Consider the following 23,134-nt stretch of genomic DNA (forward strand, 5'->3'; position numbering starts at 1 on the left):
GCTCCGACCCGGCGTCGGACAGCAGCCCGCCCCATCCAGACACTGGCAGGAACCCCCCATGACGGACGCCTTCGAACTCCCGCTCTCGCTGGTCCAGGCCCTGGCGCAACGCGCCGCCTCGACTCCGCACCGCATCGCCCTGCGCTTTCTGGCAGATGCGCCGGGCGAGCAGGCCGTGCTTAGCTATCGCGACCTGGACGCGCGTGCGCGCACCATCGCCGCAGCCTTGCAAGCGCGTGCCGGGTTCGCCGAGCGGGCAGTGCTGCTGTTTCCCAGTGGGCCTGACTATGTCGCGGCGTTCTTCGGTTGCCTGTACGCCGGTATCATCGCCGTGCCAGCCTATCCGCCGGAATCGGCCCGTCGTCATCACCAGGAGCGTCTGCTATCGATCATCGACGATGCCGAGCCGCGTCTGCTGCTGACCGTTGCGGCGCTGACCGACAGCCTACGCGAGTTGGAGGCCCTCAACGGCGCTGACGCCCCACAGTTGCTCGCCGTGGACCTGCTCGACCCGAGCCTGGCGGCGGATTGGCGCGAACCTGCGCTGATGCCCGACGACATCGCCTTCCTGCAGTACACCTCAGGCTCGACCGCGCTGCCCAAGGGCGTGCAGGTCAGCCATGGCAACCTGGTGGCCAACGAGCAACTGATCCGCGCAGGCTTTGGGATCGACCTGAACCCGGATGATGTGATCGTCAGTTGGTTGCCGCTGTACCACGACATGGGCTTGATCGGCGGGTTGCTGCAGCCGATCTTCAGCGGCGTGCCCTGCGTGCTGATGTCGCCGGGCTACTTCCTGGCGCGTCCGCAGCGCTGGTTGCAGGCCATCAGCGAATACGGTGGCACCATCAGCGGCGGGCCGGACTTCGCCTACCGCCTGTGCAGCGAGCGCATCAGCCAGGCAGCCATGGCCGGCCTCGACCTGAGCCGCTGGCGCGTGGCCTACTCGGGCTCTGAGCCGATTCGTCAGGACAGCTTGAGCAGCTTCGCCGACAAATTCGCGGCCTGCGGTTTCCAGCCAAACAGTTTCTTCGCCAGTTACGGCCTGGCCGAGGCGACCTTGTTCGTCAGCGGCAGTCGCCGCGGTCAAGGCATCCCGGCCTTGGAAGTGGACGCCCTGGCGCTGGCGGCCAATCGTGCCGAGCCTGGATCCGGCAGCGTGCTGATGAGCTGCGGCTATCCGCAACCTGGCCACCGCGTGCGTATCGTCGAGCCGCAGCAGTTGCAGCCGGTGGCGGACAACTGCATCGGCGAAATCTGGGCCGCAGGCCCCAGTATCGCCCTGGGTTACTGGCGCAACCCGCAAGCCACGGCGCGCACCTTCGTCGAAAGCGACGGCCAGACCTGGCTGCGCACTGGCGATCTGGGCTTCATGCGCGGCGGTGAGGTGTTCGTCACCGGGCGCTTGAAAGACATGCTCATCGTCCGTGGCCAGAACCTCTACCCGCAGGATCTGGAAAAGACCCTGGAGCGCGAGGTCGAGGTCCTGCGTAAGGGCCGCGTGGCGGTGTTCGCCGTCGACGATCAGGGCGAGGAGGGCATCGGCGTGGCGGTGGAAATCAGCCGCAATGTGCAGAAGTCGGTGCTGCCTGACGAGCTGATCAAGCGCCTGCGTCAGGTCATCGCCGAGGCCTGCCGGCAGGCGCCGGCGGTCGTGCTGCTGCTCAACCCTGGCGCCTTGCCCAAGACCTCCAGCGGCAAACTGCAACGCTCGGCCTGCCGCCTGCGCCTGGAAGACGGCAGCCTGGATTGCTATGCGCGCTTCCCGACGGCTGCCTCGCGCGCGGTGCCCGCAGCGGCTGGTGATGACCTGCAGGCCCTGGTCGCCGCCACTTGGTGCGAAGTGCTCAAGCTCGAAACGGTCGCTGCGGACGATCATTTCCTGTTGTTGGGGGGGAACTCGATCGCCGCCACCCAGGTCACGGCGCAGCTGGGCGAAACCCTTGGGGTGGCGCTGAGCCTGCGCACCCTGTTCGAAGCCCCGACCTTGGCCGAATACAGCGCGGCGGTCGCCGCCAGCGTTGCGCAAGGCGGCGGCGAAGCGGCAGCCATCGCGCTGCACAGCCGCGATCAGGCCCTGCCGCAGTCATTGGCGCAGAACCGTTTATGGCTGACCTGGCAACTGCAACCGCAGTCTGCCGCCTACAACATTCCGGCTGGCCTGCACTTGCGCGGCGAGTTGGACCAGGCCGCCTTGGAAGGCGCCTTGCAGGCCTTGGTGGCGCGCCATGAGTCGTTGCGCACGCGCTTCAGCGAAGTGGATGGCCAGGCGCTGCAGCACATACTGCCGGCCCAGGCGCTGCACGTGCAGCGCCTGGATCTGCATGGCCTGGATGCGCAGCACGTGGCTGCGCGCCGTGAGCAGGAGGCGCAGCAACCGTTCGACCTGATCCAAGGCCCGCTGCTGCGTGTAACCCTGGCACGCCTGGACGATGAAGAGCACCAACTGTGGCTGACCCTGCACCACATCGTCGCCGACGGCTGGTCGCTGAACATCCTGCTCGAGGAATTCGCCCAGCTGTATGCCGCCCATTGCCAAGGCACGGATGCCAAGCTGGCGCCGCTGGTCCTGGGCTACGCCGACTACGGCAGCTGGCAGCGCCAGTGGCTGGCCGAGGGCGAGCGCGCACGGCAACTGGCCTACTGGCAAGCGGCGCTCGGCGACAGCTTGCCGGTACTGGACCTGCACACCGACCAGCCGCGCGCCAGCCAACGCAGCCACCGCGCTGCCCGACTGAGCGTGAAGGTGCCCGGCAGACTGGCCGATGCCCTCAAGGCCCTGGCCCGCGAGCAAAATGCCAGCCTGTTCATGGTGCTGCTGGCCGGTTGGCAGGCATTGCTGCATCGCCACACGGGCCAGCAGGACATCCGTGTCGGGGTGCCCAACGCCAACCGCCCGCGCCAGCAAACCCAGGGCCTGGTCGGCTTCTTCATCAATACCCAGGTCCTGCGCGCGCAGTTGCACGGGCGCATGCCGTTCGCCCAATTGCTTAGCCAGGTGCGCGAAACCACGCTCGATGCCCAGGCCCACCAGGACCTGCCGTTCGAGCAACTGCTCGAAGCGCTGCCCGAGGCCCGTGAGCAGGGCCTGTTCCAGGTCATGTTCAACCACCAGCAGCGTGACCTGTCGGCGCTGCGCCGCTTGCCCGGGCTGTTGGCTGAAGAGCTGCCTTGGCACAGCCGCGAAGCCAAGTTCGACCTGCAACTGCACAGTGAGGAAGACCACCAGGGCCGTTTGCGCCTGTCGTTCGACTACGCCGCCGAACTGTTCGACCGCGCCACCATCGAGCGTCTGGCCCAGCAGCTGCTGGCACTGCTCGAGCAAGTCAGCACGCAGGCGCAATTACCCCTGGCTGAAGTGCAATTGCTCGATGAGCAAAGCCGTGCGCAGTTGCTCGACTGGGGCCAGGCGCCGATGCCTGGCGCGCCGCGCTTGCTGGTGGAGCAACTCAACGAGCAAGCGCGCCTGACCCCGCAGCGCACGGCGCTGGTCTGGGACGGGGGCAGCCTCGATTATGCCAGCCTGCACCAACAGGCCAACCGCCTGGCCCATTACCTGCGCGATAAAGGCGTCGGCCCCGACACCTGTGTGGCGATCGCCCTCGAACGCTCGCCGCAGTTGTTGGTCGGCGTGCTGGCCATTCTCAAGGCCGGCGGCGCCTACGTGCCATTGGACGTCGACTACCCGGCAGAGCGCCTGGCCTACATGCTCGGTGACTGCCAGGCCGCGCTGCTGCTCAGTCACAGCAGCTTGCTCGGCACGTTGCCGCAGGTGGACGGGGTCAGTGCCATCGCCCTGGACCAGTTGCACCTGGACAGCTGGCCCAGCCATGCGCCAGGCCTGCGCTTGCACGGCGAAAACCTGGCTTATGTGATCTATACCTCCGGCTCCACCGGCCAGCCCAAGGGCGTGGGTAACACCCATGCGGCGCTGGCCGAACGCCTGCAATGGATGCAGGCCACCTATGCGCTGGATGCCAGTGATGTGCTGATGCAAAAAGCGCCGATCAGCTTCGACGTGTCGGTGTGGGAATGCTTCTGGCCGTTGCTCAGCGGCTGCAAGCTGGTGCTGGCCGGCCCTGGCGAGCACCGTGATCCCCAGCGAATCGCCGCCCTGGTGCAAGCCCACGGCGTGACCACGCTGCACTTCGTGCCGCCGCTGTTGCAGGTGTTCGTGCAGGAGCCCCAGGCCGCTGCTTGTACCAGCCTGCGCCGCCTGTTCAGTGGCGGCGAGGCACTGTCGGCGCCACTGCGCGACCGTGTGCTGCAGCTGCTGCCGCAGGTGCAATTGCACAACCGCTACGGGCCGACCGAAACCGCCATCAACGTCACCCACTGGCACAGCCGCGCTGAAGATGGCGCGCGCGCGCCGATTGGCCGCCCGCTGGGCAACGTGCTGTGCCGGGTGCTGGACGATGAACTGCAACTGAGCGCGCCGGGTGTGCCCGGCGAGCTTTACCTGGGTGGCGCCGGCTTGGCCCGCGGTTACCTGGGGCGCCCCGGCTTGACCGCCGAACGCTTCGTACCGCAGACCGATGGCAACGGCGCCCGCGTGTACCGCAGTGGCGACCGCGCTCGCTGGCTGGTGTCAAGTCAGGCCTTGGAGTACCTGGGTCGTCTTGACCAGCAGGTGAAAGTGCGTGGTTTCCGGGTCGAGCCCGAAGAAGTGCAAGCGTGCCTGCTGGCCCAGCCGGGTGTGGAGCACGCTGTGGTGCTGGTTCATCAGGATGCGCTCGCGGCGCAGCTGGTCGGCTATTTCAGTGGCGTTGCCCAGGCGCAGACGCTGCTGGCGGCCCTGGCCGAGCAGCTCCCGGCCTACATGGTACCGGCGCAGCTGATCAGCCTCGCACAGATGCCGCTCGGACCCAACGGCAAGCTCGACCGCAACGCCTTGCCGGCGCCAGTCTGGCAGCAGCGGGCGCATGTCGCGCCGCAGACCGCGCTGCAGCAGCAGGTCGCCGGCATTTGGCGCGAGGTGCTGGGCCTCAACGAGATCGGCCTGAATGATGACTTCTTCGCCCTCGGTGGACATTCGTTGCTCGCTACCCAGATTGTCTCGCGGACCCGCCAGGCGTGCGATGTGGAGCTGCCGCTGAAGGTGCTGTTCGAGGCCAGCGAGCTGGGCGCATTCTGTGCCCAGGTCGAACGCATACGCGCGGCAGGTGAACACGATCGGCAAGGCCCGATCGCCATCGTCGACCGCCGCCAGGCGGTGCCGCTGTCGTATTCCCAGCAGCGCATGTGGTTCCTCTGGCAGATGGAGCCGGACAGTCCCGCCTACAACGTCGGTGGCATGGCGCGGCTGCGCGGGGCACTGCATGTGGATGCCTTCGAACGCGCGTTGCAGGCGTTGATAATGCGCCACGAGACCCTGCGCACCACCTTCCCGAGCATCGACGGGGTGCCCTATCAGTGTGTGGCCAGCGACGCCGGCCTGCAGCTGCACTGGGAGGACTTCACCGCCTTGTCCGACGCGCATCGCCAGCAGCGTTTGCAGCAGCTGGCCGACGACCAGGCGCACCAGCCTTTCGACCTGGAGCGTGGCCCGCTGCTGCGCGCCTGCCTGGTCAAGGCGCAGGAGCGCGAGCACTACTTTGTCCTGACCCTGCATCACATCGTCACCGAAGGCTGGGCCATGGACATCTTCGCGCGCGAGTTGGGCGAGCTGTATGAGGCCTTCGTCGACGACCGCGAGTCGCCTTTGCTGCCGCTGCCCGTGCAGTACCTGGACTACAGCGTGTGGCAACGGCAGTGGCTGGAGGGCGGCGAGGGCGCACGGCAGTTGGCCTACTGGCAGGCGCGCCTGGGCGATGAGCACCCGGTGCTGGCACTGCCTGCCGACCGCCCGCGTCCAGCGGTGCAGAGCCACCAAGGCGAGCTGTACCGCTTCGATCTGGATCCGGCGCTGGTGGCCCGCGTGCACGCGTTCAACCAGCAGCACGGGCTCACCTTGTTCATGACCATGACCGCCACCTTGGCCGCGCTGCTGCACCGCTACAGCGGCCAGCGCGACCTGCGCATCGGTGCGCCGGTGGCCAACCGCATTCGCCCGGAGAGCGAAGGCCTGATCGGCGCCTTCCTCAACACCCAGGTGCTGCGCTGCGAGCTGGACGGGCAGATGAGCGCCGCTGCCTTGCTCGAGCAAGTACGCCAGGCCGCCATCGAAGGCCAGTCGCACCAGGACCTGCCCTTCGAACAACTGGTCGAAGCCCTGCAGCCACCGCGCAGCAGCGCCTACAATCCGCTGTTCCAGGTGATGTGCAACGTGCAGCGCTGGGCTTTCCAGCAAAGCCGCACGCTGGCCGGCATGCAGGTCGATTACCTGGTCAACGATGCCAGTGCGACCAAGTTCGACCTGTACCTGGAAGTCACCGATCTGGATGGCCGTCTGGGTTGCTGCCTGACCTACAGCCGCGACTTGTTCGACGCACCCCGCATTGCGCGCATGGCCGAACACTGGCAGCAGCTGTTGGTGGGGCTGCTCGATGATCCGCAGCGACGCCTGTGCGAGTTGCCGATGCTCAGCGAGGCCGAACGGCACGTGCTGATCGGTCAGCTGCAAGGCGAGCAGGGCCTGTCCCTCGAACACACCGTGCATGGGCTGTTCGCCGCCCAGGCTGCACGTACCCCGCATGCCCAGGCGCTGACCTTCGCCGGGCAGCACATGAGCTATGCCGAGCTCGATCAGCAGGCCAACCGCCTGGCCCGCGCCCTGCGCGAGCGTGGTGTCGGCCCGCAGGTACGGGTGGGCTTGGCGCTCGAGCGCTCGTTGTCGATGGTGGTGGGCCTGCTGGCGATCCTCAAGGCCGGCGGTGCCTACGTGCCGCTCGACCCCGAGTACCCGCTCGACCGCTTGCGCTACATGATCGAGGACAGCGGCATCGGCCTGCTGTTGAGCCAGCGCGGGCTGCTGCAGGCTTTGGGCGAGTTGCCGTCCGGCGTGACCCGCTGGAGCCTGGAAGACGATGCGCCAGCGCTTGAGGCCTACAGCGCAGCGCCGCTGGATAACACCAACCTTGCACAGCATCAGGCGTACCTGATCTACACCTCAGGCTCGACTGGCCAGCCCAAGGGCGTGATGGTCAGCCACGGTGAAATCGCCATGCACTGCCAGGCGGTGATCAAGGCATTCGGCATGCGCAGCGATGACTGCGAATTGCATTTCTATTCGATCAACTTCGATGCCGCCAGTGAGCGCCTGCTGACGCCGCTGCTGTGCGGTGCGCGGGTCGTGCTGCGCGGCCAGGGCCAGTGGGGCGCCGAGGAAATCTGCCAGCTGGTGCGCGAGCAGCAGGTGAGCATTCTTGGTTTCACCCCAAGCTACGGCAGCCAGTTGGCGCAGTACCTGGCCAGTCAGGGCGAGCAGTTGGCGGTGCGGCTGGTGATCACCGGTGGCGAAGCATTGACCGGCGAGCACCTGCAGCGGATCCGCCAGGCCTTTGCCCCGCAGCAGGTGTTCAATGCCTACGGCCCCACTGAAACCGTGGTCATGCCGCTGGCCTGCCTGGCCCCGCCGACCCTGGCTGGCGACGCTGGCAGCGTGCCGATCGGCCGGGTGATCGGCGCGCGCAGCGCCTACGTCCTCGATGACGACCTGGCCTTGCTGGCGCAAGGCGGCATCGGCGAGCTGTACATTGGCGGTGCAGGCCTGGCCCAGGGTTATCACCAGCGGCCTGGCCTGAGCGCCGAGCGTTTCATTGCCGACCCGTTCAGCCGCGACGGCGGGCGGCTGTACCGCACCGGTGATCTGGTGCGCCTGCGCAGCGATGGCCTGGTCGAATACATCGGCCGCGCCGACCAGCAGGTGAAGATTCGCGGTTTCCGGATCGAGCTGGGGGAAATCGAAAGCCGCTTGCAGGCCCATGCCGAGGTCGATGAAGCCGTGGTTCTGGCCTTGGATCTGCCGGGCGGCAAGCAGCTGGTGGGCTATCTGGTGTGTCGGCACGCCAACGCCGCAAGCGAGCGGCAAGCGCAGCTGCGTGAAGCGGTGAAGGCCGAGGCCCGCTTGCATTTGCCCGACTACATGGTGCCCGCGCACTTGGTGCTGCTCGACAGCCTGCCGCTGATGGGCAACGGCAAGCTTGATCGCCGGGCCTTGCCAATGCCTGACCTGGAACAGGCGCGCTGGCATTACCAGGCCCCGACCAGCGAGCTTGAGCGCCAGCTGGCCCACGTCTGGGCCGAGGTGCTGAATCTGCCGCGGGTGGGTGTGCAGGACAACTTCTTCGAGTTGGGCGGCGATTCGATCCTGTCGATCCAGGTGGTCAGCCGTGCCCGTCAACTGGGCTTGCAGTTCACGCCCCGCGACCTGTTCCAGCACCAGACCATCCAGGCCTTGGCGGCGGTGGTCAGCGTCAGCGCGGCGCCCAGCAGCATCGACCAGGGCCTGCGGGTCGGCAGCAGCGCATTGACACCGATTCAACACTGGTTCTTCGACAGTGATGTGGTGCAGCCGCAGCACTGGAACCAAGCCGTGCTGCTGCAAGCCGTGCAGCCACTGGACGCGGCGACCCTGGAGCGCGCGCTGGACGCGCTGGTGACGCATCACGACAGCCTGCGCCTGCGCTTCCACGGCCGTCAGGCGACCTTCACCCAGGCTGCCACCGAGCAATTACTGTGGAGCGCGACGGTGAGCGACTTCGACAGTTGCCAGGCGCTGTACACCGATGTGCAGCGCAGCCTCGATCTGCAGCGCGGCCCGCTGCTGCGCGCGTTGCTGGTGAGCGACGCCAGCGGCGCCCAGCGCTTGCTGTTGGCGATTCACCACTTGCTGGTCGATGGGGTTTCCTGGCGGGTACTGCTCGAGGATGTGCAGGCGCTGTACCGTGGCCAGGCGTTGGCGGCCAAGAGTCACGCCATGGCCGACTGGGCCGCGCGCCTGCACAGCTATGCGGGCAGCGATTCGCTGCGCGACGAGGCGCGGTGGTGGCAAACGCAGCTCGCCGAGGTCGGTTTCGAGCTACCGTGCGACCACCCCCAGGGCGGTAATCTGCAGCGTCATGCCCAGACCCTGAGCATCGGCCTGGATGCCGAGCAGACCCGGCAACTGTTGCAACAGGCGCCTGCGGCGTATCACACCCAGGTCAACGACCTGCTGCTGACCGCACTGGCGCGCACCCTGTGCCGCTGGAGCGGGCATTCGCAGGTGCTGGTGCAGCTCGAAGGCCACGGCCGCGACGGTCTGTTCGAAGACATGGACCTGACCCGCAGCGTTGGCTGGTTCACCAATGCCTATCCCCTGCGCTTGAGCCCCCAGGCCGGCGACGACGATGGCGCACGTGCCAGCTCGATCAAGGCGATCAAGGAGCAATTGCGCCAGGTCCCGCACAAGGGCCTGGGCTATGGCGTGTTGCGCTACCTGGCCGAGGCCCCGGTACGTGAGCAGATGGCGGCGCTGCCCCAGGCGCGTATCACCTTCAACTACCTCGGGCAGTTCGACCAGCAGTTCGCCGAGGATGCCTTGCTGCTGCCGTTGGACGCCCCCGCCGGGCTTGCCCATGATGCGGATGCTGCGCTGCCCAACTGGCTGAGCGTCGACGGCCAGGTCTATGGCGGGGCGTTGCAACTGCGCTGGACCTACAGTGGCGAACGCTACGAACACAGCACCATCGCAGGCTTGGCCGACGCCTACCGCCTGGAGTTGCTGGCGTTGATCGAGCATTGCCTGGCCGATGGCAATGGCAGTTTCACGCCCTCGGACTTCCCCCTGGCGCACCTGACCCAGGAGCAGATCGATCAACTGCCGGTAGCGTCGGCCTGCATCGAAGATGTCTATCCGCTGACGCCCATGCAAGAGGGCATGCTGCTGCACACCCTGCTCGAACCCGGCACAGGCCTGTACTACATGCAGGACCGTTATCGCATCAACAGCGCCCTGGACCCTGCACGTTTTGCCCAGGCCTGGCAGGCCGTGGTGGCGCGTCACGAAGCCTTGCGCGCCTCGTTCAGCTGGAACGCCGGGCAGACCATGCTGCAGATCATCCACAAGCCAGGCCATACCGAGGTGGATTATCAGGACTGGCGTGAGCTGGACGACGCTGCGCAGGAAGCGCGTTTGCAAGCGCTGCACCAGCAAGAGCGCGAAGCCGGTTTCGACTTGCTGCGCGAAGCGCCCTTCCACCTGCGCCTGATACGTGTTGCCGACGCACGCTACTGGTTCATGATGAGCAACCACCACATCCTCATCGATGCCTGGTGCCGCTCGCTGTTGATGAACGATTTCTTCGAACTCTACCAGGCCCTGGGCGAGGGCCGTGCGGCGCAACTGCCGGCGCCGCCACGCTACCGCGACTACATCGGCTGGCTGCAACGCCAGGATCTGGCTGAGGCGCGCCACTGGTGGCAAACCAACCTGGCCGGCTTCGAGCGGGCCACGGCGCTGCCCAGTGACCGTCCGCTGCGCCACGACCACGCCGGTGACGGCATGCGCGTCGGCGACTGCTACACCCGCCTGGAGGTCAGCGATGGTGTGCGCCTGCGGGAACTGGCCCAGGCGCACCAGCTGACCGTCAACACCTTCGCCCAGGCCGCTTGGGCCTTGGTCCTGGCGCGCTACAGCGGCGAGCGCGACGTGGCCTTTGGGGTGACCGTGGCCGGACGACCGGTCAGCATGCCGCACCTGCAGCGTACTGTCGGCTTGTTCATCAACAGCATCGCCCTGCGTGTGCAACTGCCGCAGCCGGGCCAGCTGTGCAGCGTCCGGCAATGGCTGCAAGAACTGCTGGAGCGCAACATGGAGCTGCGCGAGTACGAGTACCTGCCGCTGGTGGCGATCCAGGATTGCAGCGAACTGCCCAAAGGCCAGCCGCTGTTCAACAGCCTGTTCGTGTTCGAGAACGCCCCGGTGGAAACCGCCGTGCTCGACCATGCCCAGCACCTGAACGCCAGCTCCGATTCAGGGCGCACGCACACCAATTTCCCCTTGACCGCCGTGTGCTACCCAGGCGACGACTTGGGCCTGCACCTGTCGTTCGACCAGCGCTATTTCGACTACCCGACGGTCGAGCGCCTGCTGGCTGAGTTCAAGCGCCTGCTGCTGGCGCTGGTGCACGGCTTTGACGGCCAGGTCAGTGCCTTGCCACTGCTTGGCGAGGCGGAACAGCGCTTTGTGCTCGAACACTGCAACCGCACCGAGCGCGTCTACCCCCTGACGCAGAGCTACGCCGCGCTGTTCGAAGCGCAGGTCGCGGCGCATCCGCAGCGCACCGTGGCCCGCTGCCTGGAAGGTGCCTACGATTACGCTGGGTTGAACCTGGCCGCCAACCGTCTGGGTCATGCCCTGCTGGCAGCGGGCGTCGCTATCGATCAACCGGTGGCGCTGCTGGCCGAGCGCGGTCTGTCGTTGCTGGGCATGATCGTCGGCAGCTTCAAGGCCGGCGCCGGCTACCTGCCGCTCGACCCTGGGCTGCCGTCAGCGCGCCTGCAACGCATCGTCGAACTGAGCCGCACACCGGTTCTGGTGTGCAGTGCCGCTTGTGCCGAGCAGGCGCGGTCGTTGCTCGATGAGCTGGCCGGGGTAGCCAGGCCGCAGTTGCTGGTCTGGGAAGACGTCCAGGCAAGCACGGTCGCCAGCCATGACCCCGGCATCTACAGCGGGCCGGAAAACCTCGCCTATGTGATCTACACCTCCGGATCGACCGGGTTGCCCAAGGGCGTGATGGTCGAGCAGCGCGGCATGCTCAACAACCAACTGAGCAAAGTGCCGTACCTGGCCCTGAGCGAGCACGACGTGATCGCCCAGACCGCTTCGCAAAGCTTCGACATCTCGGTCTGGCAGTTCCTGGCCGCACCGTTGTTCGGTGCGCGGATCGAGATCGTGCCGAATGCCATCGCCCACGACCCGCAAGGCCTGCTGGCGCATGTGCAGGCCACCGGCATCACCGTGCTCGAAAGCGTGCCGTCGTTGATTCAAGGCATGCTGGCCAGCGATCACCAGGCGCTGGGGGGCCTGCGCTGGATGCTGCCGACCGGCGAAGCGATGCCGCCTGAGCTCGCCGGCCAGTGGCTGCAGCGATACCCGCAGGTCGGCTTGGTCAACGCCTATGGCCCGGCCGAATGCTCGGACGACGTGGCTTTCTTCCGTGTCGACCAGGCCTCGACCCAGGGCAGCTACCTGCCGATCGGCACGCCGACCGACAACAACCGCCTGTACCTGTTCAGCGAGGCGCAGACGCTGGTCCCGCTGGGTGCGGTGGGTGAGCTGTGCGTGGCAGGCACCGGCGTGGGCCGTGGCTATGTCGGCGACCCGGTGCGCACCGCCCTGGCCTTTGTGCCGCACCCGCACGGTGCCCCGGGCGAGCGTCTGTATCGCACCGGCGACTTGGCGCGTCAGCGTCCGGACGGGGTGTTCGAGTACGTCGGTCGCATCGACCATCAGGTGAAGATTCGCGGCTATCGCATCGAGCTGGGCGAGATCGAGGCGCGCCTGCATGAGCATGCGCAAGTCCGCGACGCCGCGGTGGGCGTGCAGGAGGGCGCCAATGGCAAGCACCTGGTCGGCTATCTGGTCGCTCATTGCGCGGCGGGCGAGCAGCCCGTGTTGCTGGAGCAGATCAAGCAACGCCTGCGCGCCGAGCTGCCGGAGTACATGGTGCCGCTGCATTGGGGCTGGTTGCCCGCTCTGCCGCGCAACGCCAACGGCAAGCTCGACCGCAAGGCGCTGCCCGCACTCGCCATTGGCGCTCAGCACGGCCAGGCTTATCTGGCCCCACGTGATGAGCTCGAACAGACCCTGGCCGAAATCTGGGCAGAAGTGCTCAAGGTCGAGCGGGTCGGGGTGCACGACAATTTCTTCGAACTGGGCGGGCATTCGCTGCTGGCCACGCAGATCGCCTCGCGCGTGCAGAAACAGCTGCAACTGAATGTGCCGCTGCGGGCGATGTTCGAATGCAGCAGCGTGCAGGAGCTGGCCGAGTATGTGCGCGGCATGCAGGGCGCCGGGCTGGATGAAGCCAAGGCGGATCGGCTCAGTGACTTGATGGCCGAGTTGGAGGGGCTTTAAACACGTAGGGGCGCTTAGCGCCCCAGTGCCGGCGAGCGTTGCTGCTCGATGTCAGGCTTGAGCTGGCGATTGGCAGCTCACCGCTTACCGAGAATCTTCTCCAGGGCCTCAGGCCGCGGCGCGCCTTGCTGGCTCTGCAGGTTGCCCTGCTCATCCTGGTAGAAAATGGCGGGGGTAGCCTGCAAGCCCATCTCCTGCATCAACGCCATGTTCGCCGCCAGCTTTGCTTGTACGGCGGGCGGCACTTGCTGCAGCGCCTTGAGGCTGCTCGCCTTGCCCGCCTTTTCATGCTCGTGCAGGGCCTTGGCGGGATCTTTGGCGGCCAGCAAGGCGGCGGATTTGCCAGGGCTGTCCTCGCGAATGATGCCGACCATGATGTGGCGCAGCTGCACCTTGCCCGACTCGACCCACGGGCGGGCCTGTTCCCAGAACATGTTGCAGTACGGGCAATTGGGGTCACTGAACAGATAGACCTTGCGTGGGGCGCTGTCCTTGCCGTCGGCGATCCAGGCGGTCTTTTCCATCTTGGCCCAGATTTCCTTGCTCATCGGCGCATAGACCAGCTTTTGCAGCGGTTCGGCGCTCAGGTCCTTGCCCTGTTCATCGAACAGATTACCCACCAGCACGTGCTTGCCGTCGGCGGTGAGGTACAGCGCCAGGGCGTTGTTGTGGTATTGCGCGGCGTAGCCACGCAGGCCGTTGGGGGCATCGAAGCTGCCTTTGATCTCGGCACCCTTGGCTTGCAGTTGCTGGATAGCCTTGGGCAGGTCTTCGGCCTGCACCAGCGGAGCGGCCAGCAGGGCCAAGGTCAGGGGCAGCAGAGCAGTCAATCGCATGTCAGTTTCCTTGTGCGGCAGAGGCGGGCGACTTGGCCCGGTCGAAAGGTTCCAGGGCATGGCGCAGGCTGGCCCGGGACAGCTCGCCGAGATGGCTGCCGATCAGGCGGCCATCGGCGTCGTAGAACAAGGTGGTTGGCAAGGCCATCGAACCCACCCGCTGGGCCAGAGAGCCCGTGCCGTCGAACAGCACATGGGTCAGGCTCAGGCCGGTGGTGGCGAGGAAGGTGCTGACGTTTTCCGGGGTTTCGCCCTGGTTGACGAAGATGAACGTGACGTGGGGGTATTCGCCCTGGGCTTGCTGCAGCACCGGCATTTCCCGTCGGCAGGGCGGGCACCAGGTGGCCCAGATATTGATCACCAACGGCTTGCCGCGGTAATTGTGCAGCGCCACCGATTGGCCGGCAGCGTCGCGCAGGCTCAGCGCCGGCAGCTCGGTACCCTTGCTGTACAGGTGGCTGCCCAGGCTGGTCATGCCCCAGAACAACGCTCCGCTGAACAGCGCCCAGGCCAGCGGGCGGCGCAGGCCGGGCTGGCGCCAGCCTTGCCACAGGCTGGCCAGGACGATGCCGAGCAACCCGGACCACAGCAGGAAGCCACCGTCGCGGATGTCGATCATCTGCAGCGGATCGTTGCGGTACATCGGCCAGTAGGCCAGCACAAAGCCCAGGCGAGCGCACAGCACACCGATCACGAACAGGTTGAACAGGGCCGACTCAGGGCTTTGCCCGCCGCGCCGGGCGACCCGCCAGCCCACCAGGGTCGCGACCAGCAGGGCGCTGAGCATCAGCAGATGATTGAGGGCCAGGGTCAGCGGCCCGAGGGTTACGGTGAGCATCAGCCTTGGCTCCGGGTGGCGGTCCAGTGTTGCAGGAATGCATCGGCATCGACTTCCCCGGTGATGCGTCGAGCGCGACGTTCATCGCCTTCCGGGCCCAGCCAGACGATGCTGGGTGGGCCGGGTACTTGATAACGCTGCAGCAGGGCGCGGCTGGCGGCAGAGTCGGCGGTGACGTCCAGGCGCAGCAAGCGCACGCCGGTGAGGCTGGCCTGTACGTCCGCGCGGCTGAACACCTGCTTTTCCATGACTTTGCAGGATACGCACCAGTCTGCGTAGTAATCGACCATGACCCATTGCCCGGCGGCTTGGGCGGCATCGAGTTCGCGTTGCAGCGCCTCGGGGCTGTCGAGGGTGACGAAACCGTGCTCGCCAGGCGTGCGTGCAACCGGGGACGGCCCCCCGGCAAAGGGTTGCAGCGGTTGCCAGAGGTTGTCACCCCCAGCCGCTGCGCCAACCAACAGCAAGCTGCCCCACAAGCCGGCCAGCACGGGCAGCGCGCGTAACGCTGGCAGCCGCTGCAGCGCTGGCCACATCGCCCAGGCCAGGGCGATCAGCCAGGCGCCGCTCAAGGCCAGTACCAACGGTTCAGCAAGCAGGCTGCGCACGGTGTACAGCGCCATGGCGAGGAACACGAAGCCGAACACGCCCTTGACCCGGTTCATCCACGCGCCCGGGCGCGGCAGATATCGATTACCCAACGTCACCAACAGCAGCAGCGGCACGCCCATGCCCAGCCCCAGGCTGAACAGCACCAAGGCACCTTGTAGGACGTCGCCGCTCTGGGCGATATACAGCAGTGCCCCTGCCAACGGTGCGGTCATGCACGGCCCGAGCAGCAGGCCAGACAGCGCACCGAGCAGCGCTGCGCCGTACAAATTGCCGCCGCGGGTGCCTTGCCCGGCACGGTCGAGCCGATCGCGCAGGGCAGCCGGCAGTTGCAACTCGAAGGCGCCGAACATCGGCAAGGCAAGCAGGATGAACAGCGCCGCCAGGCTGCCGAGCAGCCACGGTTGCTGCAGCCATGCCTGCAGGCTGGCGCCGAGCAGCGCGGCCACTACACCCAGGCCTGCATAGACCAGGGCCATGCTCAGCACATAGACACCCGCCAGCAGCCAGCCGCGCCGGGCACTGGCGCCATTGCCCAGTACCAGCCCGGCCAGGATCGGCAGCATCGGCAGCGAACAGGGTGTGAAGGCCAGCAGCAGGCCCAGGCCGAAGAAGGCCAGCAGGCTCCAGGCCAGGCTCGCCCGTTGCAGGTCGCTGGCCAGCGCCTGGTCACTGGCCTGCTCGGCCACCGCAGCCGGCTTACCGCCCAGGTCGATCACCGTGGTCTGCGGCGGATAGCACAGCCCGGCGTCGGCGCAGCCCTGCCAGCCCAGGCGCAGCTGGCCTTGAGCATTGGCCGGAATCACCAGCTCGAGCTGCTCGCGGTATACGGCGCTGTCGCCGAAGAATTCGTCGTTATGGTTCAAGGCAGGGGGCAACTGCGGCTGTTGATCGGCTGACAGGCCGTCGAATTTCAGGCGTTTTTGGTACAGGTAGTAACCGGGCTTGATCTGGAAATACACGCGCATCTGGCCGTCGGCCTGACGGTCGTGAGTCAGCATGAAGGCCTGTTCCACGGGCAGGAAATCAGGCTTGGTCTCGAACGGATTGGCCTGCAACGGGCCGATCACGAACAACGTCAGCAACAGCAGGAAAATGCGCATGTCTTCGCCTTGGCAGTTCTTGAATGCTGGCCATGCTGGCGGGCATCGATTAACCCATGGTTAACCATGGACATCGAGTGCAAGAGCGGTGCTGCAGACACACCGCGACATAATGTCGACTTGACTTTGCTTATCGCCCCCCACTTGCGTTAAAGTTGACGCACAAGTCAGATTTTACTGACCCGCGTGACAAGATTCGCACCCTTCCGAGTCCCCGCACAAGAATCAGAAAAAAAGTGGGCAGACCCTCTCTGCCCAGAGGAACAAGCATGTCCAACCGTGATATTTCCCGGCGCGCCTTCTTGCAGGGCGGCCTGATCGCTGGTGTCGGCGTGACCATGGCGCCGCTTGGCAGCCAGGCCTTCGCCGCTCTGATGGAGGAGCGCGTCACCACTTCGCCGCAAAAATGGATGAACCATGATGGCAAGGCGCGTTTTCGCAATGACGCGTTGTCCAAGGTGTGCGGCAACAAGGTGTTCGCCCGCGACATTCGCGCCAAGGACATGCCCGGCTGGCCGACCCAGCAAGGTCACGCCCTGTTGCTCAAGACCACCAAGGCCGACCGCATTTATGCCGGGCATGACCTGAGCCTGCTGGGCGCCGATCTGCAGCCCGACCGCATCGTCACGGCAGCGGACCTGGAAAACGACGGCATCGCCTGGCCCGAGGCGCATTCGCCTGATCCGCTGCTGCCGCCTGGCAAGGTGCCGATGTTCATCGGCCACCCGGTGGCGATCTTGATCTGGCACGACTTCGAGCGCTTCCGCCAGGCCAAGCGCAAGTTGCAGTTCAACGACCAGGCGATCCGCTATGGCGCCCAGGCGGCGTTGTACCAGCGCGACCCGTATGGCAGCTTCCGCTTCGTGCGGGTCGGCGGCGCCACGCCGTTCGACGAGGATGAATTTTCCAGCCTGAAGAATTCCATGCTGTTCCCCACCATCCTCAACCGCAAGCCGGTGTGGTCCAAGGCGCCCAACCAGCATGGCGATCTGACCGAGCAAGGGCTGTTCTACGCCAAGCGCATGGCCGAGCAGCTGGAAAACCCGCCAGAAGACTGGCTGGTCTTCGATGAGCGCTACAAGACGCCGTCCATCGAGCCGGCGGCGCTCGAACCGGACAACGGCAATGGCTGGTACGACGCCGCCAGCGGCACCCTGCATTTTGTGGTCGCGACGCAGTGCCCGTTCGAGGCAGCGCAAGAATGCGTGCACATGATCAAGCCGTCGCGCTTCGCCTTGAAGTCGCTGAACATGCATCCTGGCTACACCGTTGGCTACGGCTCCAAGGACAACAACATCTTCGTTTTCTATGCCGCCGTGGCGGCGCTGTACGGCGCCGGGATACCGATTCGCCTGGCCAACGACCGCTACGAGCAGTTCCAAAGCGGTATCAAGCGCCACGCCTTCGATATCCGCTACCAACTGGCCGTGGACAAGAAGGACAACAGCTTCAAGATCTTCCGCGCCGACATGAGTTGCGACGGCGGCGGGCGCATCAACTACAGCCCGTCGGTGGCCGCAGTGGGAGCGACGGCGGCGCAGTCGATCTACTACATGCCGCAAAACGACCTCGCGGTCACCGCCTACCATTCGCGCGCTGTCGAGGCCGGCTCCATGCGCGGGTACGGCACGTTGCAGAGCATGGCGGCCACGGAAATGATGGTCGATGAGATCGCCGGTCGCCTGGGTGTCGATGCCATCGACCTGCGTCGCGCCAACGCGCTGAAGTCGGGCATGAAAAATACCCAGGGCGCGGTGCCTGCCGGGGCCTTGCGCTTGTACGAGATTCTCGACAAAGCCGCCGTCGACGAGCGTTGGCGCAACCGCGACGCGCGCAAGCGTCAAATGGATGCGCAGGATCAGGATCACTGGTACGGGGTGGGCTTCGCCATCTGTCAGAAAGACTTCGGCACCGGCGCCGAAGCGCCGATGGCCAGCGTCGAGTTCAGCCGCGATGGGCGCATCAGCCTGCGTCACATCGGTACCGAGCTGGGCACCGGCATGTCCACCTCGCAGGCGCTGGTGGTCAGCGATTTCCTCGGCCGCTCGGCCGATGAAGTGAAGACCGCGGTCACCGAATGGCCGGAACTGCAACTGGCCACCAGCGGCAATCCCTACCTGATCAGCCAGGCCGACCAGGATGGCGCACTGCGCAATCCGCGTTGGGTCGGCAAGCTGGCTTCGCCGTCGTCGGCGACCAACTCGGCTTTCTATTTCAGCCATGCCACGCGTGAAGCGGCGCGGGTGCTGTTCCATCATGGGCTGTGGCCAGCCGCGATGGCCATCTGGAGTCAGGGGCCGCATGGTGGTTCGGCCAACCCGCTGGTGGTGCGCCGCGAAAATGCGCGGTGGGTCAACGGCGAACTGACTGGCAATGGCATGGCGCCGATTCCGTTCGCCCAGCTTGCGCAGAAAGCCCATGACATGGGCCTGGTAACCGGCGTCAGCGTGCATGGTTTCAACCGCTGGAGCTGGGCCGAGGCCGACTTCGTCATCGACGGTGTGCGCGAGCGCTTCCCGCTCGATGCACTGGCGGTGAAATACGGCGACGGCGCGGTGAATGCCAAGAAAGCGCAGATGAACAGCCACGGCTATCACCTGCTCGACCGGCAGAACGCTGCCTATCCGGTCACTCAGTTGAACAACGCCATGGTGACCTATTACAGCCCGGTGGCGACCTTGGTCGAGGTCAAGGTCAACAAGGGCACCCACGCCGTGCAGGTGCTCAATCACCACAGCTGGATCGAGTGTGGCCGGGTGCTGGTGCCGGAGCTGGTCAAGGGCCAGCTCGAAGGCGGCATCGCCATGGGCATCGGTCACGCCTTGACCGAAGAAATGCCGTTGTACGAGGGCGGGCCAGGGGAGGGCGACTGGAACTTCAACCGCTACCGCCTGCCGCATGCGCGGGATGTCGCGGTGTGGACACAGACCAGCGAAATTCTCCCGCCGCTGTCATCGACCGACCCGTCCAAGGGCATCGCCGAAGTGGTGATGATTCCGGTCGTCGGTGCCATCGGCAATGCCGTGGCACATGCCATTGGCAAGCGCGTGCGCGACCTTCCCATCACCCCAGCCCGTATCAAGGAGGCCCTCAATGGCTAACCGTCCACTGCAACTGACCCTCAACGGTCAACCGGTCGGCCCGGTCGAGGTCCCTGACGACCTGGCAATGATCGACTACCTGCACGAGCACCAGAACCTGACCGGCTCACGCCTGGGCTGCGGCCAGGGCATCTGCCACGCCTGCGTGGTGATCGTCGACCATCCCGACGGCACCAGCGAGGAAGTGCGCACCTGCATCACCGGCGCGCATTACTTCGAAGGCAAGACCGTGCGCACCATCGAAGGCCATGCCCAGGTCGATGAAGCCGGTAACCTGACGCTGAACCCGATCCAGCAGAAGTTCGTCGATCTGTTCGCCTTCCAGTGCAGCTACTGCGCGCCGGGCTTCGTCAATGCCGCCACGGTCCTGGTGGAAAGCGCCCAGCGTCAGCCGTTGAAGCAAAGTGAAGTGGAACAGCACATCGAAACGAGTCTGGGGCATCACATCTGCCGCTGCACCGGCTATGTGCGGTATTACGAAGCGACGCGCACCGTGCTCAACGATCTCGGCCTGGTCAAGGAGGGTTGAGCATGGGCTTCGTTCGTAACGCCCTGGCGCTGGCCTTGGGGCTGACCTTGGCTGCGGCTGCCCAGGCGGCCGATCAGGATCAGGTCAAACGCGGTGAATACCTGGCCCGCGCGGCCGACTGCATGGCCTGCCACACTGCCGAAGGCGGCGCCCCCTATGCCGGTGGGCTGCCGATCCACTCGCCGTTCGGCACCATCTATGGCAGCAACATCACCTCGGACAAGCAGTACGGCATCGGTACCTATAGCGCCGATGAATTCTTCGCTGCCGTGACTGAAGGCAAGCGCAAGGATGGCGCCAATCTCTACCCGGCCATGCCATACACCTCGTACCACCTGATCAAGCGCGAAGATTCAGATGCCATCCTGGCTTACCTGATGACCACCGCGCCGATCAGCCGCCCGGCGCCGCGCACCCAGCTGAGCTTTCCGTTCAATGTACGCCTGGGCCTGACCGGCTGGAACATGCTCTACGGCAAGAGCGTGCAGTTGCAGCCCAGCGAGGGCAACAGCCCGGCCTGGCAGCGGGGTCAGTATCTGGTCGAAGTGATGGGCCATTGCGGCGAGTGCCATACCCCGCGCAACGCCATCGGCGCGCTGCAGCAGGACCAGCGCCTCAGCGGTGGCCTGCTGCTGGGCTACCTGGCGCCGAGCCTGTTGGCTCATGATTTGGCCGAGCGCGGCTGGAGCCAGCCGGACCTGACCACCTTCCTCAAGCACGGCATCAGCGCCCAGGGCAGCATGTTCAACGAGATGTACCCGGTCGTGCACCACAGCACCCAGCACCTGAGCGACGACGACCTGGGCGCCATGGCCACCTACCTGCTGGGGGACCAGCCGCCCGCGGCCAAGGTCATCGAGGCGGTAGCGCTGACCGGAATGAGCGACAGCGCCCGACGTGGCCGCCAGCAGTACCTGAACGTCTGCGCCGGCTGCCATGGGGTCGAGGGCGAGGGCAAGCCGCATATCGCCGTGGCCATGCGCGGCAACACCGTGCTGCGCCAGGGCGACTCGCGTAACCTGGTCAAGGCGATCGTCGACGGCATTCGTGAGCAGCAATTCACCGGCTTCGAGCGCATGCAACCGATGCCAGGCTTTGCCGACAAGCTCAGCGACGCCCAGGTCGCCGACATGGTCAATTACCTGCGTCAGGCCTGGGGTGGCTTGCCGGGTGATCTGCAGCCGCAACAGGTCGCGGCGCTGAAAGCGGAGTAAGCCATGCAGCATCTGGATCTGCAGGTGATCCGCCAGGCTTTGCAGTGGTCGTGCAACGGCCAGCGCGTGTGGTTGTGCAGCGTTCTTGCCACCTACGGCTCGGCGCCGCGCGCGCCGGGTTCGCTGCTGGCGGTCAACGACAGCGGCCAGTGGCTGGGGTCGTTGTCGGGCGGGTGCGTCGAGGATGACTTTCTCGAGCGCGTGGCCCACGGCGAATTCCCCGAGCCCGTTGCCATCGTGCGCTACGGCGATGGCAGCGACCCGCGCACCAGCATTCGCCTGCCCTGCGGCGGTGTGCTCGAGGTGCTGGTGGAAAACCTGCCGGCCGACTGTGACGTACAGGCGCACCTGCGCGAGCTGGAAGGCGCGCTGCGGGGCCAACGCCGATTGTTGCGCGAGGTGAGCCTGCCGAATGGGGAACGCCACTTGCGCGACGACCCCAGCCAGGGTTCGCGTGTGGAGCGCGAAAGTGGTCGCGTGCGCTTGCGGGTTGGCGCTGCCCAGCGGCTGCTGCTGGCAGGCTACTCGAGCGTCGCGCATTTTTGTGCCGAATTCGGTAAAGCCATGGGCTTTGAAGTCATCCTCTGCGACCCGCGCGACGAAGTGCTGGAAGGCCTGGTGCTGGACGGCATCGAGGTGCGCCGCGAGCTGCCGTCAGCGTTTATCGCCAATGGCGGTTGCCATGCCGACACGGCAGTGGTTGCATTGACCCATGATCCGAAAATCGATGACCTGGCCATGCTTGAAGCGGTGCGTACCGAAGCGTTTTACATTGGCGTGATGGGCTCCAAGGCCACCTCCGACAAGCGTCGCGAACGCTTGCAGCGCATCGGCGGCCTGGACCCCGACGCGCTGGCGCGGATCCACGCCCCGATAGGCCTGAACCTGGGCAGCAAGACCCCGGCCGAGATCGCCCTGGCGGTACTTGCCGATATTCTGCGCCTGCGTAATGGCATCGGGCGGACGGCGCTGTGAGTGTGGTGGCGTTGGTATTGGCGGCTGGCAGCAGCGTGCGTTTCGGTGCTGACAAGCGCCGGGCCCTGATGGCCGATGGGCGCAGCTTGCTGGTACACAGCGTCGAACGTGCCTGTGCCGTGTTCGATGATGTGCGGGTGGTGCTGCGTGACGGCGAGCGGGGCGAGGCCCTCGGCTTGCCATCGGCGTGCCGGGTCATCTGCAGCGCGGATCACGCGCAGGGCTTAGGCCATAGTCTGGCGGCGGGCGCCGCGTCGCTGGTGGACAGCGACGCGCAGGCGGTGGCGATTGTGCTGGGCGACATGCCCTGGGTGGAACTCGGTACCCTCGATCTGCTTGCGCGCGAGGCCTGCGTGTCGACGATCGTGCTGCCTTGTCTTGCCGGGCAGCAGGGCCATCCGGTGTTGTTCGGACGGGAGTTCTGGCCCGCGCTTACGCAGCTGACGGGCGATGAGGGAGCGCGTTCGGTAGTGAAGGCGCATCCGGACCGTTGCATCAGGCTGGCCGTCGAAGATGCCGGAGTGCTGCGCGATGTCGATACGCCTGATGCACTGCGCCAGTGAACGCTGCTGTCGCAAGGGTTGGGCGGGAGGGTGGTGTCGTCCTTGAGATCGAGCGCCGCCCGCGCGGCGCATCGCGAGCTGCGCTCGCTCCTACGGTTGTTTCGGGCCAGTAACGTTTGTGACAGGCGTGCGCGACCGCCTTTTGGTACGAGACGCGATATCGCGCCATGCGCCAAGGCGTACGCGCGCAAATCCCCAAACGTAGGAGCGAGCGCAGCTCGCGATGCGCCGCGCGAGCGGCGCTCGATCTCCCCAACGCTGATGCCCGTCCCGGGGGTGTGGGGATCCGGGTTTTGCTGTAATGGGTAGGGCGGAAGGGTGTTGTCGTCCTTGAGATCGAGCGCCGCCCGCGCGGCGCATCGCGAG

The 23,134-nt window shown here is 66.0% G+C and carries 9 protein-coding genes; 6 read left to right on the forward strand and 3 right to left on the reverse strand.

What is annotated here, in order from left to right:
* Positions 1-58 precede the first annotated feature (58 nt).
* Positions 59-13,000 (forward strand): non-ribosomal peptide synthetase, encoded by a 12,942-nt coding sequence (locus ACLEJW_RS13735; protein WP_440777739.1) that lies wholly within the window; start codon positions 59-61, stop codon positions 12,998-13,000.
* A gap of 77 nt (positions 13,001-13,077) precedes the next feature.
* Here ACLEJW_RS13735 and dsbG read toward each other — a convergent pair whose 3' ends face one another.
* The 3 genes from dsbG to dsbD are packed head-to-tail and all read right to left on the reverse strand — an operon-like array spanning position 13,078 to position 16,386.
* Entirely contained in the window at positions 13,078-13,836 is a 759-nt protein-coding gene (gene dsbG, locus ACLEJW_RS13740; protein WP_313301519.1) for a thiol:disulfide interchange protein DsbG, read from the reverse strand.
* 1 nt (position 13,837) lies between these two features.
* On the reverse strand, positions 13,838-14,674 hold the full coding sequence (locus ACLEJW_RS13745) for a prolipoprotein diacylglyceryl transferase family protein (protein WP_313301516.1): 837 nt from the start codon (positions 14,672-14,674) through the stop codon (positions 13,838-13,840).
* A complete protein-coding gene (gene dsbD, locus ACLEJW_RS13750) occupies positions 14,674-16,386 on the reverse strand; it encodes a protein-disulfide reductase DsbD (RefSeq protein WP_440777740.1) in 1,713 nt (570 codons plus the stop codon). Before dsbD ends, ACLEJW_RS13745 begins: the two co-directional genes overlap by 1 nt.
* 269 nt (positions 16,387-16,655) lie before the next feature.
* On the opposite strand from dsbD, the gene ACLEJW_RS13755 reads away from it, so the two are divergent.
* Genes ACLEJW_RS13755 through ACLEJW_RS13775 form a run of 5 tightly spaced genes read left to right on the forward strand, consistent with a single transcriptional unit; the run spans position 16,656 to position 22,768 of the window.
* Positions 16,656-19,487, forward strand: coding sequence for a xanthine dehydrogenase family protein molybdopterin-binding subunit (locus tag ACLEJW_RS13755; RefSeq protein WP_313458910.1), 2,832 nt, complete (start codon positions 16,656-16,658; stop codon positions 19,485-19,487).
* Complete coding sequence (locus ACLEJW_RS13760; RefSeq protein WP_145189034.1) at positions 19,480-20,016, forward strand: (2Fe-2S)-binding protein; 537 nt, start codon at positions 19,480-19,482, stop codon at positions 20,014-20,016. Before ACLEJW_RS13755 ends, ACLEJW_RS13760 begins: the two co-directional genes overlap by 8 nt.
* A 2-nt stretch (positions 20,017-20,018) precedes the next feature.
* Complete coding sequence (locus tag ACLEJW_RS13765) at positions 20,019-21,230, forward strand: cytochrome c (protein ID WP_313301505.1); 1,212 nt, start codon at positions 20,019-20,021, stop codon at positions 21,228-21,230.
* 3 nt (positions 21,231-21,233) lie between these two features.
* Positions 21,234-22,205 (forward strand): XdhC family protein, encoded by a 972-nt coding sequence (locus ACLEJW_RS13770; protein WP_313301502.1) that lies wholly within the window; start codon positions 21,234-21,236, stop codon positions 22,203-22,205.
* Positions 22,202-22,768: a nucleotidyltransferase family protein gene (locus ACLEJW_RS13775; RefSeq protein ID WP_440777741.1), complete on the forward strand. Its 567-nt coding sequence runs from the start codon at positions 22,202-22,204 to the stop codon at positions 22,766-22,768. The genes ACLEJW_RS13770 and ACLEJW_RS13775 overlap by 4 nt, the downstream gene beginning before the upstream one ends.
* Positions 22,769-23,134: the final 366 nt, after the last annotated feature.

It is taken from the genome of Pseudomonas sp. SMSB3 (assembly GCF_052041965.1).
Classification (GTDB): domain Bacteria; phylum Pseudomonadota; class Gammaproteobacteria; order Pseudomonadales; family Pseudomonadaceae; genus Aquipseudomonas.